Source organism: Marinobacter sp., from assembly GCF_048266785.1.
GTDB lineage: Bacteria > Pseudomonadota > Gammaproteobacteria > Pseudomonadales > Oleiphilaceae > Marinobacter.
The window spans coordinates 126,588-139,728 of record NZ_JBLWYX010000012.1 but is presented as its reverse complement, the minus strand read 5'-3'; the positions used below and the strand labels follow the sequence as shown (position 1 = coordinate 139,728).

15 protein-coding genes are annotated in these 13,141 nt (G+C 54.7%); 7 read left to right on the top strand and 8 right to left on the bottom strand.

All coding sequences use genetic code 11. The annotated features are described in order from the left end of the window. The coding region (locus tag ACN0V1_RS15940) for a type VI secretion system Vgr family protein (protein ID WP_417545931.1) at positions 1–893 on the bottom strand (893 nt) is incomplete at its 3' end. Positions 894–1,079: 186 nt separating this feature from the next. On the opposite strand from ACN0V1_RS15940, the gene ACN0V1_RS15935 reads away from it, so the two are divergent. Further along, the gene (locus ACN0V1_RS15935) at positions 1,080–1,322 is read left to right on the top strand and encodes an RNA recognition motif domain-containing protein (protein ID WP_291950906.1); all 243 of its coding nucleotides are present in this window, start codon (positions 1,080–1,082) and stop codon (positions 1,320–1,322) included. Positions 1,323–1,358: 36 nt separating this feature from the next. Here the strand turns inward: ACN0V1_RS15935 and ACN0V1_RS15930 are convergent, their stop codons facing one another. Continuing rightward, on the bottom strand, positions 1,359–1,646 hold the full coding sequence (locus ACN0V1_RS15930; protein ID WP_417545930.1) for a YkgJ family cysteine cluster protein: 288 nt from the start codon (positions 1,644–1,646) through the stop codon (positions 1,359–1,361). 134 nt (positions 1,647–1,780) lie between these two features. Here ACN0V1_RS15930 and ACN0V1_RS15925 point away from each other — a divergent pair, with 134 nt between their 5' ends. Then, positions 1,781–2,218, top strand: a complete 438-nt coding sequence (locus ACN0V1_RS15925) for a hemerythrin domain-containing protein (RefSeq protein ID WP_417545929.1) — start codon at positions 1,781–1,783, stop codon at positions 2,216–2,218. A 74-nt stretch (positions 2,219–2,292) separates the two neighbouring features. On the opposite strand, the gene ACN0V1_RS15920 is transcribed toward ACN0V1_RS15925, so the two are convergent. The 6 genes from ACN0V1_RS15920 to ACN0V1_RS15895 form a co-directional block, all read right to left on the bottom strand. Continuing rightward, a complete protein-coding gene (locus ACN0V1_RS15920) occupies positions 2,293–3,225 on the bottom strand; it encodes a DMT family transporter (RefSeq protein WP_417545928.1) in 933 nt (310 codons plus the stop codon). Positions 3,226–3,437: 212 nt separating this feature from the next. Then, a complete protein-coding gene (gene mmsB / locus ACN0V1_RS15915; protein WP_417545927.1) occupies positions 3,438–4,325 on the bottom strand; it encodes a 3-hydroxyisobutyrate dehydrogenase in 888 nt (295 codons plus the stop codon). Between the two features lie 60 nt (positions 4,326–4,385). Beyond that, positions 4,386–5,471, bottom strand: a complete 1,086-nt coding sequence (locus ACN0V1_RS15910) for an enoyl-CoA hydratase/isomerase family protein (RefSeq protein WP_417545926.1) — start codon at positions 5,469–5,471, stop codon at positions 4,386–4,388. A gap of 31 nt (positions 5,472–5,502) precedes the next feature. After that, positions 5,503–6,282, bottom strand: a complete 780-nt coding sequence (locus ACN0V1_RS15905) for an enoyl-CoA hydratase (RefSeq protein ID WP_417545925.1) — start codon at positions 6,280–6,282, stop codon at positions 5,503–5,505. A 27-nt stretch (positions 6,283–6,309) separates the two neighbouring features. Further along, entirely contained in the window at positions 6,310–7,476 is a 1,167-nt protein-coding gene (locus ACN0V1_RS15900) for an acyl-CoA dehydrogenase family protein (protein WP_417545924.1), read from the bottom strand. 92 nt (positions 7,477–7,568) lie between these two features. Then, positions 7,569–9,062 (bottom strand): CoA-acylating methylmalonate-semialdehyde dehydrogenase, encoded by a 1,494-nt coding sequence (locus ACN0V1_RS15895; RefSeq protein ID WP_417545923.1) that lies wholly within the window; start codon positions 9,060–9,062, stop codon positions 7,569–7,571. 185 nt (positions 9,063–9,247) lie between these two features. On the opposite strand from ACN0V1_RS15895, the gene ACN0V1_RS15890 reads away from it, so the two are divergent. The 5 genes from ACN0V1_RS15890 (at position 9,248) to ACN0V1_RS15870 (ending at position 13,129) form a co-directional block, all read left to right on the top strand. Then, complete coding sequence (locus tag ACN0V1_RS15890; protein ID WP_417545922.1) at positions 9,248–10,123, top strand: AraC family transcriptional regulator; 876 nt, start codon at positions 9,248–9,250, stop codon at positions 10,121–10,123. 70 nt (positions 10,124–10,193) lie between these two features. Then, positions 10,194–10,622, top strand: a complete 429-nt coding sequence (locus tag ACN0V1_RS15885) for an SRPBCC family protein (RefSeq protein ID WP_417545921.1) — start codon at positions 10,194–10,196, stop codon at positions 10,620–10,622. A 145-nt stretch (positions 10,623–10,767) separates the two neighbouring features. After that, entirely contained in the window at positions 10,768–11,568 is an 801-nt protein-coding gene (locus tag ACN0V1_RS15880) for an MBL fold metallo-hydrolase (RefSeq protein ID WP_417545920.1), read from the top strand. Positions 11,569–11,663: 95 nt separating this feature from the next. Continuing rightward, positions 11,664–12,398, top strand: a complete 735-nt coding sequence (locus tag ACN0V1_RS15875; RefSeq protein WP_417545919.1) for a YebC/PmpR family DNA-binding transcriptional regulator — start codon at positions 11,664–11,666, stop codon at positions 12,396–12,398. Continuing rightward, positions 12,395–13,129: a glutamine amidotransferase gene (locus tag ACN0V1_RS15870; protein ID WP_417545918.1), complete on the top strand. Its 735-nt coding sequence runs from the start codon at positions 12,395–12,397 to the stop codon at positions 13,127–13,129. The genes ACN0V1_RS15875 and ACN0V1_RS15870 overlap by 4 nt, the downstream gene beginning before the upstream one ends. Positions 13,130–13,141: the final 12 nt, after the last annotated feature.

Here is a 13,141-nt window from a genome sequence, read left to right as displayed (position 1 = left end):
CTTTCGCCGCTGGCGGTGCTGGCGTCGTTTCTGAGGGCGTCCAGGCGGGCTTCGGTAAACGGCTGGCCGCTGGCGTCGGCTTTGAATCGGCCCGGGTAGTCGAAGTGCTGATAGTCCGGGCGTTGATTGTCATCGGCTGCACTGTGTTCGTGCATCAGGGCATAGGCCGGATTTTTGAAGGTGTAGTCCTTCATGGCAACCGAGGCGGCACGGACTCGTTCTTCGTAGCGGAAACGGAAGACCGCCGGCTGTTGGGTGCTTCCACCGGCCTTGCCGTTGTATTCGGCAGGTTCCAACCTTGGTGCGTCGCCGTGGTGATCTGCAAGGATCAAACGGGGTTGTTCGTTTCCATCTACAGGGTCGCCCGCACTGCCGTGCTGGTAGCGGTAATGCCAGCCTTCTTCTGCGGCCATGCGTTCAATGAACGCCAGATCGCTTTCCCGGTGTTGTACGCAGTATTCCCGTTCCTGGGGTGCGCGTTTGAGATCGAATGCAGCACTTACAATGCCCCGCTCTTCCAGCAGGGTGCGCACGAGGGTGTCGGTGGTCTGGGTTTGAAAGATGCGGCTGTTGTGCATCAATCCCAAACGCCATAACGGCGGCTGGATGACGAGCTCGTAGCGGGTGCGACGGTGGCCGGAATCACCTCGGGCAAACTCGTTGACCACGCCGGTGAAGCGGCGAAGCGGTACGCCATCCTGCCAAACCACCAGATCCACCGGCTGCTCCAGAACCTCACTCGCACCAATGTCAGGATCGGTACTGGCCAGCTCAAGGCAGCCGTGAAACAGTTCGGATAACCGTTCGGTCAGCGTAAAGCCGACAACAGAAAATAGGTCAGAGGGGAGGTCGCTAACACGGGCGGTAAACTGCAATCCGTTTGCCTGGGGCATATCTTCAATCCTTGAAGGTATGGTTTTGTATGAATCCGGGCAAGGATTCTGTCGCAAAAACAGCTGTTAATCAAACATCCCCTGCGTCCAAAACACACCAGGTCGCATCCGGCAGACAAAACAGCTTGTTCTTACCAACCCACACTGAAACAATTAGACTGATAATTACCTTTTATATGGCCCCTCATGAAACTATTAGTCCGTAACCTCGCTCGCACGACAACAGAACAGGAAATCCGGGAACTGTTCGCTGCCCACGGCACTGTCACCGAATGCACCCTGGTTTTAGATAAAGAAACAGGTACGTCAAAGGGTTTTGGCTTTGTGGAAATGCCGGATCCGAAGGAGGCCAAGATGGCCAAGGCGCGCTTGAACGACGCCCGAATCGCTAAAAACAAAATACGAGTGAAATTCGCCCAAGATTCCTGATCGATTTTATTGAAAGCGGTGTTTTAATCTATCGGATCATTCATTGGCGGCGCGCTCAGCGATACATTCGTAGCCGCCCATTTCAAACTCCCGGCAAATAAACGGTCGCTTCTCATAAATCGAGCACGACATTGTGCTGCGATCCAATGCGGCACACCAACCATCGTCTGATCTCGCCATGGTCTGGCCGCCCCACTCGTCCGTGTCGATAAACCGCTCAGGTACACCCGTCTCGGAAATCAGAATCACTTCCAGGCGACAGCAGCAGGCCTGACAATTTGAGCAGCTAACGCTGACGTCAGTCAATTCAGTTACTTCTATCATAGTTTTCGTCTGCACATACCTCGTACCACACTAATAAAAAAATTATCAGGGAACCAGTCTTACATGAAAGTCATCTCGGCATGTCTGATCATGTTCTACAATTTCGAGGTGTGTTTTTGAGAGAGGATACAATAATGAATGTATTTGAAGCATTGAGAGAAGATCACGACATACAAAGAAAGTTACTGAACGATCTCGTCAAAACATCTGGCGATGAAGAATCGCGCCGCGAGGACTTCGAAACCCTGAAAACCGAGCTGACTGGACACGCAGCAGCTGAGGAACAATGGTTTTACGCGCAACTGATGCAGCATGAGCAAACCCAGGATAAGGCCCGCCACAGCGTGGCCGAGCATCACGATATAGATGAGTGCCTGGAAAAGCTCGACGAAACAGACTATTCCAGCCCCCAGTGGCTAAAGTATTTAAAAGAACTTCAACACCTTGTGACTCACCACCTGGACGAAGAGGAACAGGAAGTTTTTCAGGTGGCGGGCAAGGTGCTTACCGATAATCAAAAGGCAGATCTGGCCAGCCATTATCGCAAGGAAATGAAAAAACGCCGGCACTAACGACCGATTTTAGTGTGGCCCCTCTACTCCGGGGGCTACACTATCGTTCCGTAGAGGGCGCTGGCATGTGCGTACTACCCTGTCGTGTTTGAAGATTTTAAACGAAAAGCTCGTAGTGCCCGCTGTAGCTGTTCTTTGGGCACGATCACCAGCAAGTTACCGGCAAGCACCAGCGACACGCCGGCAACCGCTTCGGCAGTCCAGGTGTAATTTTCGAACACTGTTGAGAGCGCAAGCGCCACGATCGGGAAGAGCACCATGCAGTAGGCTGCACGCTCCGGGCCTATGCGCCCAAGCAGCGTGAGGAAACTGCCGAAACCCAGCACCGAACCAACCAGCGCCAGGTAAATTAGAGAGCCTGTGTAAGTCCAGCTGGCTTCAAAAACAAATGCTTCACCCCTGCCCCAGGCAATGAGCGCCAGCGTGAGGGCACCATAAGCCATACCGTAGGCGTTGCTCTGCATGACAGGTAGTTTTGAAGACTGATTGCGGGCGGAGAGCATGTTCCCGAACGACGTAATAAAGGTTCCCACCAAGCTCAGGATGATGGCGCGCAAGGTGGTGCCATCTGCGTCCAGAGCGCGAACTTCGGGCAAAAACACCAGGCAGATACCCACAAGCCCGAGAGCGGCTCCCCCAATTACCGCGCGCGGCACGCGATTGCCAAAAAACAGAGCGCCGTTGATGATGTTCATCACGATAATGGTAGAGAACACCACCGCAATCAAGCCACTGGTGATATCAGCAGAAGCCTGATAAACCAGCATATAGTTGAACCCGAACAACATCAGGCCCTGGCCTGCCATCCAGAGATGCTGGCGAAAGCCGAATCTCATGTTCCGCCGGGTAAGGCTGCACCAAAGCATCAACACCAGTGCAGATAGCCCAAACCGGTAGGCAATGGACACGTCACCAGGTACCTCACCCAACTGCAGGGGTATTGCTATAAACGTCGATCCCCAGATCAACACAGTCGATAAATAGAGTACAAAGGTATTCGTCAGCATAGGTAAAGCGGCCTGCAACCGTGATCAGAAACCGGCTACGTTTTACTCGCTACCGATCCATTATTCAAGGAATTCATTGTCCTACTTATAGTTACCTTGCTCAACAGTTTTTATGCTGACATTCAGAGATGCGAAAGGCAGGAAAAGATTAGTTGGAGGGGGGATTCCTGAGGAGAGATGCCGGGGCACGACAGAGCGTGCCCCGGCAGGTTTCACTCAGGCTTATACAGACGTTGGATGCTGGAAAAATCCAGTGTCCCGTTGCCCTGCCCGGCGTGAAGCTCAAACAGGTTGCGGGCGAGAGAGCCCATGGGAATCGCTGCGTGATTCTTCACGGCGTTATCGAACGCCAAACCAAGATCCTTGTTCATCAAATCAACCAGAAAGCCACCTTCATATCCTCGTGATGCGGGCGCCGCTTCCATAACTCCGGGCCAGGGGTTATAGACATTCAACGCCCAGTTACCGCCGGAACTCTGCTTCATGACCTCAGAGAGAACCGCCGGATCCAGCCCGTTTTTCACACCCAGAGCCAGAGCTTCACTGGTACCTGCCATCAGGATAGCCAACAGCATGTTGTTGCAGATTTTGGCGACCTGGCCCGCACCGTGATCGCCGGCATGGAAAATGTTCTTTCCCATATCTTCAAGAATTGGCTTCGCTTTGTTGAAGGTGCCTTCATCGCCACCACATATAAAGCTCAGAGTGCCCGCTTTGGCACCACCGACGCCGCCTGAGACCGGGGCATCAAGAAACGGAATATGCTTGGCCTCGGCCTGCTCCGCTACACCGCGAGCCGTTTCCGGCGAAATGGTGGACGAATCAATAACCAAAGTGCCCTCTGGCAGAGATGCCAGCAAACCATCTTCTCCCAGGTATACAGCTTCAACGTGCTTGCCTGCCGGCAGCATGGTGATCACGCACTCGGCACCTTTGGCCGCCTCACGGGCAGTGGCCGCAGAGTTCGCACCTTCGGAGACGAGCGCTGCGACAGCATCTTTTGACAGATCAAATACGGTTACGTCGTGCCCGGCTTTTACAAGGTTGCTGGCCATAGGGCCACCCATGTTGCCCAGACCAATAAAGGTAATCGTTGCCATAATCATCCCCTTGTTTTTGTATTCGGTTGAGTAGGCCGCCCGCTCAGGCCGCCTGTTTGGCTAGTTTTCGAAAAAGCTGTCAATCCACTCGCTGTCCATTTCCTCCAGCGATGCGTAACGCCAGCGCGGCTGCTTGTCCTTGTCGATCAGGAGCGCCCGCACACCTTCGGCAAACTCACCTTTCGTGAGGCAGTTTTGAGAGAGAGCCACTTCTTTATCAAGAACCTCGCGGAGGCTGTCCCGGCGGCAGTTGCGCAAATGCTGCCAGCACAGTGCCAGCGACGTGGGCGATGCGGTCTCCAATGGCCTGGTTGATTTGGCAAGCCAGCCATCACCGCTCGAAAGTTCTTTCATCTGAGCGACCATATCGGCCAGGCTATCGGCATCGGTGACCCGGTTTATCTCATCGAAATGCGTCCGTACCTGCGACTCAGGCAAGGCATCAGCGCTTTGATTTTCATGCTGCCTGAGTACGCTGCCCACTACGGCGAAGGCGTCTTCACCCTGCCAGTTGTGTGCGGTCAGATCGGCGACCACGGCCGCTTTCAGTTCATGTTTGATAAAGCGATCGGCAAGGCCCACGAAGATGGCATCAGCCGCATTCATGCGCGCACCGGTTAACCCCAGAAACAGCCCTGTACGCCCGGGGGTACGGTTCAAAAACCAGCCAGCCGCGACGTCCGGGTAAAGTCCGATGCTGCTCTCCGGCATGGCCAGCATGGATGCCTCAGTAACCACCCGGTGGGAAGCGCCTGCCATGATGCCGATGCCACCACCCATTACAATGCCATGTCCCCAGCACACCACAGGCTTTGGAAACGAATGGATCAGATAATCCATTTCGTATTCTTCAGTGAAGAAGGCTGTGCCGACGCTGGCGCCGCCTCCTCCGCTCTGTGGCTCGGTCATGCTCCTGTAAAGCGCGACTATGTCTCCGCCGGCACAGAACGCCTTATCGCCTTCGGCTTCGATCCACACGGCACGAACGCGATCATCCTCAGCCCAGCCTTTGAGTTGTGGCGTCAGCATCCGAATCATCTCGAGAGAGAGCGAGTTGAGTGCCTTGGGCGTATTTAGCCGGGCTACGGCAATCAATGCGCCGTCGGCGGTTTTCCACTCTTCAAAAACAATCGGTTGGTTGCTCATAAGAAATCCTTGAACCAGTATGTTCCGGTTTTCAGCCGTTTTTCCATTCCGGCTTACGTTTTTCCAGAAAGGCATTCACGCCCTCTTTCTGGTCTTCGGTTGAGAACAGCTCAACAAACAGCTCACGCTCCATGCGCCAGCTATCAGAGTGGCTGCGGCCATCACGAGAACTCATCACCAGAGTCTTGCAGCGGGCAACCGAAGACGGGCTCTGTTTGCACGCCATTTCAGCCAGCTCCAGCGCCTTCTCCAGGCCCTTGCCTGTGGCCACAACCTCTTCAACCAACCCAATCTGCAGTGCCTTGTCAGCTTTGACCCGCTCACCGCACAGAATCATGCGCTTGGCCCAACCCTCACCCACGACCCACGGCAGGTTTTGGGTGCCACCAGCACAAGGCAGAAGGCCAACCGTCGCTTCCGGCAGCGCCATCTGGGCATGCTCTTCAGCGATGCGGATATCACAGGCAAGTGCACACTCAAGGCCGCCGCCCATGGCATAGCCATTTATCGCGGCGATGGATACGCCCCGGAACGCCGTCAATGCAGCAAAGGCTTCCCCGAAGAGCTGAGCCATTTCGTTGGCCCGAGCCTTGTCGCCATCAGCAAAGGTTTTAAGATCGGCTCCGGCGGAGAAGAACTTCTCGCCCTGCCCGGTCAGAATCAGCGCAAAAATGTTCTTGTCTTCATTGAGCTCACGAACGATTTTTACCAGCGCATGCAGGGAGTCTGCGGTCCAGGTATTGGCCGGCGGGTTATCGATGGTCAGTATCGCAATGTGTCCGCGTTTTTCGAGCTGAATCAGGTCGCTCATCATCATTCTCCTGTTATTTTTTGCGAGTTATTGGATGGCCTCGGCCACGCCGTCATCCAGCAGGCGGCGGGCAACAATCAGACGCATGATTTCGTTGGTGCCTTCCAGAATCTGGTGCACACGCAAATCGCGCAAATAGCGTTCCAGAGGGTATTCGCGGATATAACCGTAACCGCCGTGCAGTTGCAGTGAGTCATTCACCACATCAAAGCAGACGTCGGTTGCAAAACGTTTGGCCATGGCGCAGTGCAATGTGGCTTCGGTATCGCCGCTATCGAGTTTGAACGCACCGAGGCGAACCATCTGCCGGGCTGCCACCAGATTGGTTGCCATATCCGCCAGCTTGAATTGCAGAGCCTGAAAGGCGGCCAGAGGTTTGCCGAACTGTTCCCGCTCGTGCATGTAATTTCGGGCCCTGAGCAACGCTGCCTGTGCGCCGCCCAGCGAGCAGGTGGCAATGTTGAGCCGACCGCCATCAAGGCCTTTCATGGCAATGGCGAAGCCACCACCTTCCTCACCCACACGATTGGTTACAGGAATTCGAACATTCTCAAGGTTGATGGTGCGGGTGGGTTGGCTGTGCCAGCCCATTTTCTCTTCGTTCTTGCCATAGGAAACGCCTTCGGCATCCGCAGGAATCACAAAGGTGGAAATACCCTTGGCGCCTGAGTCTGCCGCACCAGTGCGCGCCATCAGAACGAGGATATCGGTGCCACCGGCACCAGAGATAAATACCTTGCTGCCATTGATCACATAACTGTCGCCATCCCGAACCGCTTTGGTTCGCAAGCTGGCCGCATCGGAGCCCGCACCGGGCTCTGTCAGGCAGTAGGATGCAAGCCACTCACCACTGGCCAGCTTCGGAACAATTTCCTGCTTGAGGTCATCGGACGCAAAGCTCGCAACCATCCAGGTTGCCATGTTGTGAATGGTTATAAATGCAGCCGTTGAAGGGCATGCAGCTGCAAGCTCTTCAACAATTACCGACGTATCCAGCCTGGAAAGCCCCATGCCGCCGAGCGCTTCCGGGGTATAGATCCCCATAAAGCCCATTTCGCCGGCCTCCTTCAGCGTGTCTACCGGAAAGATATGCTCGTCGTCCCACTTGGCCGCATGGGGCGCCATGGATTTTTCAGCAAAGTTGCGAGCCGCTTCGCGAAACGCCAGCTGATCTTCAGTCAGGTTAAAGTCCATCGTCAGGCTCCAGATTCAAGAGTCTTGAGTCACGGGGAATAAAAAGGGGCCGGAAACAGATTCCGGCCCAAATCGTCCCACCGTCAACGCAATTAACGCAACTGGATAGAGAAGTTTGCTTCTGTCGTAGCAGCCTCACTGCTGAACCAGCGTGACGTAACGGTTTTGGTCTCGGTGTAAAAGCGCACTGCCTGCTTGCCGTAAGCGTGCTGATCGCCGTAGAAGGACCCCTTCCAGCCGGTGAATGAGAAAAACGGCAGGGGCACAGGAATGGGAATGTTCACACCTACCTGGCCCACATCAATCTCATGCTGGAAGCGACGGGCAGCGCCGCCAGAGCTGGTAAAGATCGATACACCGTTACCATATGGGCTCTTGTTGATCAGGGCGATGGCGTCCCCCAGACTTTTCTCTTCCATACAAACAAGCACAGGGCCGAAGATTTCTTCGTTGTAGATATCCATTTCGGTAGTCGCCCCGGAGAACAGAGTCGGACCAACCCAGTTTCCATCAGGCAAACCATCAACGCTGCAGCCACGGCCGTCCAGGAGCAGGTTGGCGCCCTGGGCTTCGCCGGTGGCGATGAGAGATTCGATACGATCCTTGGCCTTGGGAGAAATAACCGGGCCATAACTGGCCCCGGAATCGTTCCAGGCACCCGGGCGAACTTTCGCCATGGCTTCTTTCAGTTCCGGAATCCAGGCTTGGGCCTCACCTACGAACACCGCCACCGAAATGGCCATGCAACGTTGGCCAGCAGCGCCTACAGACGCACCTACCAGGGCATTGATTACATGCTGCTTATCAGCATCCGGCAGGATAACCATGTGGTTCTTGGCACCGGCAAAGCTCTGAACACGCTTCATATTGCGGGTTCCGGTTTCGTAGATATAACGGCCAACCGGCACGGAACCTACGAAGGACACTGCTTTGATGGCGGGATCCGTTAACAGAACATCAACTTGTTGCTTGCCACCGTGTACGACCTGAAGCACACCCTTGGGCGCACCGGCCTCTTCAAACAGTTCGGCAAGACGCATCGGGGTCAGCGGATCCTGCTCGGACGGCTTGAGAATAAACGTGTTACCGCAGGCAATCGCCATCGGGAACATCCACAGGGGAATCATCGCCGGGAAGTTGAACGGTGTAATGCCCGCACACACACCCAGCGGCTGAATCCAGGAGTGGGTATCAACCGACCGCGCTACGTTTTCAACGGTTTCACCCATCATCATGGAGGCTACGTTGGCCGCATGCTCAACCACTTCAATACCGCGCCAAACGTCGCCTTTGGCGTCGTCAAAGGTTTTACCGGTTTCCTGAGACAGGATTTCAGCAATTTCGTCGTGGTGCTCTTTCAGCAGCGCCTGGTAACGCAGCATGACGCGGGCACGGTCGGAAACCGGAACTTCTTTCCAGGTTTTGAACACTTCGCCAGCGGTATCAATGGCTTTGCGCATTTCAGCGTCTGTGGTGCACGGCGCACGTGCAATTACTTCATTGGTGGCCGGGTCGGTGACATCAATCCATTCGTTGGTCTGGCTCTGAACAAATTCGCCAGCTAGGTACAGTGGAACGTTTTTCATCTCAATATCCCTGTTTGTTGTTGTGCGAGAGCAGGCCAAAGCGCCGCAGCATTCGCAATGTATGCCAGACGCTTTGACAATGTATGGTAAGACCATAGCACGCCGCCCGGCACTTGAAGATTGACTAAATTTCGCACTTAATGGACTATCTTTCGATTACATCAAAATCAACAGCAGCGAAAAATATGGCACAGACCTCCCAGTGGCCGGTACCCAAGGACAGCATACGCTATGTTGTGCCCGCCCCAATCATCAGGCTTTTGTCTGAACACCCCCTGACCCGCGACCTCTACCCTCTGGCTTTTGGCCATTACCGCCGGGCGACTGGCCATCATATGCACCGGGAGCACCATCGCGACAATCTTTTGATTTACTGCACCGAGGGAAAGGCATTTTTGAACGTGAAAGGCGACGCTCACATGCTGGAAGCGGGGGATCTCTTGTTGTTGCCCGCAGGAGCGAACCACCGTTATACGGCTGACCCCAAGAACCCCTGGACAATTCACTGGGTGCATTACACCGGGCCGCTGGCGGACGAATTTCGCCATTACATGGGATTTGATGATTCCACACCAATCCGTCATTTGGGGCGGCAACCCAGACTGCTGGTGGACTTCAACGGCTTGCTCTCTGTGCGACAGACGGGGTTCCGCGCCCGCGGTTTGATTCACGCCGCCAACCGCTTGCGGCAACTGCTGGCAGCCGTCCCGATCAGCGTGGACGAAACTGGCCACAAACGGCAGGCCGAACTGGATATCATCAACAACTATATGCGTGAGCACCTTGATGAGCGCATCACCCTGGAGCAGCTTGCCGATCTTGCAGGGCTCTCCCCGGCACATTTTGCGACGCGCTATCGAGAGCAGACCGGAACATCGCCCATTCAGCACTTCCTTCACCTGAAAGTGGAAAGAGCGTGCCAGATGCTGGATGCTACGAGCCTGAGCTTTACAGAAATAAGCCATCGTCTTGGCTATGACGACGCCTATTATTTCTCCCGACTGTTCAAAAAGGTGATGGGGCAGTCACCAAGGGATTACCGACATACTCCGAGGCACTAACCAACTACGACTTTTGTTGTAGAGACCAAACCGTTAGTCTTGGCTTGAAAGACAACAAAAGAGCATCCTGATGGCTACACATACCTTTGAAATCAACGAAACCTTCGACGTACCTCGCAACAAGGTTTTTGCTCTGTTTGCTGACCATCAACGCTTCGGAAAACTACTGGGGGCACCCGTGAAGCGCATAAAGGACAGCGATCAGGCTAACCCCAACGGCCTCGGTTCAGTGCGCCGGATTGGTGTCGGCCCCATAGGGCTGGAAGAGACCATAACCAGTTTCGAACCGGACTCGCTGATCGAGTACACCATTATCAGCTTCAGCCCGATTCGGAATCATCTGGGCCGCATTCGCTTTGAAGACACACCAGAAGGGCACACTCGCGTGCGCTACCGTATTTCATTCGACGACATTGTGCCGTTTACCGGGAAGTTGGTAGGGGCCGGCCTGGAATGGGCTATTCGCCGTGGCATCAGGAAGGTACCGCGACTGGCCTAACCCGACGGTTGGGCAAACAAAAGGTTACTTGATGGATGTCAGATTATTGACCTGAAGCAACTGCCGTTACCCAACTATTTTGTACCCTCCGCGCAACTTGCATTATCCGGCCACCCCAGTCGGTTCTCATTCTGCGGAGATCAAGATGGCAAACGGTCCAATTGTTCTGTTTGATAATGGGCACCATAAGTGCCTGATGTTCGATTCCCTGGTCACCGGCGAGGGTGTCCAGTCCAACCAGTTCCTGATTGTTGACGGCGAGCACGAAGCGCTGATCGATCCAGGCGGCGACCTGACTTACACACCGCTTGCTGTGGCGGCATCCAAGTTCATGAACATCAAGGACTTGGATTTTGTATTTGCGTCACACCAGGATCCTGACATCATCGGCGCCATTGACCGCTGGATCGTCCACACCAGCGCGAAGATCGTGACATCGAAGCTGTGGGCCAGGTTTCTCCCCCATCTGGTGTCCAGCTACGTTACTAACCAGCTCAGTGGTAGCGTTTACGATCGCATTGTCAGCATTCCGGATGCAGGCGCCAACATAAGATTTGGCGACTCCTACCTGCAGTGCCTGCCGGCCCACTTCATGCACTCAGTGGGTAACCTGCAGTTCTACGATCCGGTCTCAAAAATCCTGTTTTCCGGAGATCTCGGTGCATCCATGGGGGGTGAAGATGATCACATGCCGGTAACCGATTTTGACCGGCACATCCCCCACATGATCGGGTTCCATCGGCGCTACATTGCCTCACAAAAGGTATGCCGACTATGGGCCAATATGATCCGCGAAATGGATGTTTCGATGATAGTCCCGCAGCACGGAAAACGCTTCGAGGGCCCCGTGATGATTGACCGGTTCCTCAACTGGGTCAGCAAAATGGAGTGCGGTATCGATTTGATGGTGCAGGACAATTACCGCGTGCCGGTCGACTACATCTGAGTGCTGAGGGGCAGTCCTTCAAATAGGCCTGTCCCAAATCGCTATTCTTGCGTAAAATCCCGCCTTTTCCCCAGCAATTATGAGGCAGCGCAAAAATGGGCAGAGCCTATCAGAACCGCAAACAATCGATGGCCAAAACCGCGGAGGCCAAAACCAAGGTCTACAGCAAGTACGGGCGAGAAATCTATATGAGTGCCAAATCCGGCGGCACAGACCCGGATGGTAACCTGTCGCTGCGTGGCCTGATTGATCGTGCCAAGAAAGACCAGGTACCTTCACACGTTATCGAAAAAGCAATCGATAAGGCCCGTGGTGGTGCCGGCGAAGATTACTCGCCCGCCCGTTACGAAGGCTATGGCCCCGGCAACTGCATGGTGATCGTAGACTGCCTCACCGATAACCCCAATCGCACGTTCGGCGATGTTCGCCTGGCATTTACCAAGACCAAATCCAAAATTGGCACGCCGGGTACCGTTGCGCACATGTTTGATCACAGCGCGATTTTCGTATTCAAAAGTGAAGACGAAGAAGCGGTACTCGAAGCCCTGATGGAAGCGGATGTCGACGTTACCGATATCGAGAATGAGGACGGTCAGATTACCGTGTTCACGCCTAACACCGAATACGCCAAAGCCCGTCAGGCACTGACCGACGCTTTCCCTGAGATTGACTTCGACGTAGACGATATCCAGTTTCTGCCGAAAACCACAACCGTTGTGGAGGGCGATGACATCCCCATGTTCGAGAAGTTTTGTGACATGCTGAACGAACTGGACGACGTACAGAACATCTTCCATAACGCGGAGCTTCCTGAGCAGTCAGAGCAGTGAGCCAGACAAACCCAAAAGTGGTAATCCTTAAAACAGGCAGCACCTACCCGGACCTCAAAGAACAGTTCGGAGATTTTGAGGAATGGTTCGTACGGGGGTTGTCACCCCGGTTCGACATTACCGTACTCAACACGGTAGCCGGAGAGTTGCCGGGCGATCCGACCAACTGGGACGGCGTTGTCGTAACAGGTTCCCCTGCCATGGTCAGTGACCGTGAACCCTGGAGCGAAGATGCTGCGGCATGGCTGGCCCGAGTCGTTGACAAGGCCGTTCCGCTACTCGGCGTATGCTACGGGCACCAGCTTCTGGCACACGCTTTGGGTGGTGAGGTTGGCTACCATCCGGGCGGTCGTGAGAGCGGCACACATCGTGTCGAACTGCTAAACAGCGCCACGGATGACCCCTTGTTTCGCGGCATGCCCGACAGCTTCAGTGCACAACTCACCCACAAACAGACCGTGTTACGTCTTCCGCAAGATGCCATTCTGCTTGGCCGCAACGAGTTTGAGCCACACCAGGCGTTTCGGGTGGGCAAATGCGCCTGGGGCGTGCAATTCCACCCGGAATTTTCGGACGCCATCATGAGAGCCTATCTGGGCGTACAGGCGCCGGACCTCGAGCGCGAAGGGTTTAACTCGCAAGCCATGATCGACTCGGTGGTTCGCGCGCCGGAAGCATCCGGATTACTTGAGCGCTTTTCCGCACTGGTCATTGACAACAAAACCAGCTAAAACCGCATCGCA

What these genes read in the sequence shown, in the direction of transcription:
- ACN0V1_RS15920 (WP_417545928.1), bottom strand. Translation starts at nt 3,225, where the DNA reads ATGCTGACGAATACCTTTGTACTCTATTTATCGACTGTGTTGATCTGG.
- mmsB (WP_417545927.1), bottom strand. Translation starts at nt 4,325, where the DNA reads ATGGCAACGATTACCTTTATTGGTCTGGGCAACATGGGTGGCCCTATG.
- ACN0V1_RS15875 (WP_417545919.1), top strand. Translation starts at nt 11,664, where the DNA reads ATGGGCAGAGCCTATCAGAACCGCAAACAATCGATGGCCAAAACCGCG.
- ACN0V1_RS15880 (WP_417545920.1), top strand. Translation starts at nt 10,768, where the DNA reads ATGGCAAACGGTCCAATTGTTCTGTTTGATAATGGGCACCATAAGTGC.
- ACN0V1_RS15895 (WP_417545923.1), bottom strand. Translation starts at nt 9,062, where the DNA reads ATGAAAAACGTTCCACTGTACCTAGCTGGCGAATTTGTTCAGAGCCAG.
- ACN0V1_RS15900 (WP_417545924.1), bottom strand. Translation starts at nt 7,476, where the DNA reads ATGGACTTTAACCTGACTGAAGATCAGCTGGCGTTTCGCGAAGCGGCT.
- ACN0V1_RS15925 (WP_417545929.1), top strand. Translation starts at nt 1,781, where the DNA reads ATGAATGTATTTGAAGCATTGAGAGAAGATCACGACATACAAAGAAAG.
- ACN0V1_RS15930 (WP_417545930.1), bottom strand. Translation starts at nt 1,646, where the DNA reads ATGATAGAAGTAACTGAATTGACTGACGTCAGCGTTAGCTGCTCAAAT.
- ACN0V1_RS15885 (WP_417545921.1), top strand. Translation starts at nt 10,194, where the DNA reads ATGGCTACACATACCTTTGAAATCAACGAAACCTTCGACGTACCTCGC.
- ACN0V1_RS15935 (WP_291950906.1), top strand. Translation starts at nt 1,080, where the DNA reads ATGAAACTATTAGTCCGTAACCTCGCTCGCACGACAACAGAACAGGAA.
- ACN0V1_RS15910 (WP_417545926.1), bottom strand. Translation starts at nt 5,471, where the DNA reads ATGAGCAACCAACCGATTGTTTTTGAAGAGTGGAAAACCGCCGACGGC.
- ACN0V1_RS15905 (WP_417545925.1), bottom strand. Translation starts at nt 6,282, where the DNA reads ATGAGCGACCTGATTCAGCTCGAAAAACGCGGACACATTGCGATACTG.
- ACN0V1_RS15890 (WP_417545922.1), top strand. Translation starts at nt 9,248, where the DNA reads ATGGCACAGACCTCCCAGTGGCCGGTACCCAAGGACAGCATACGCTAT.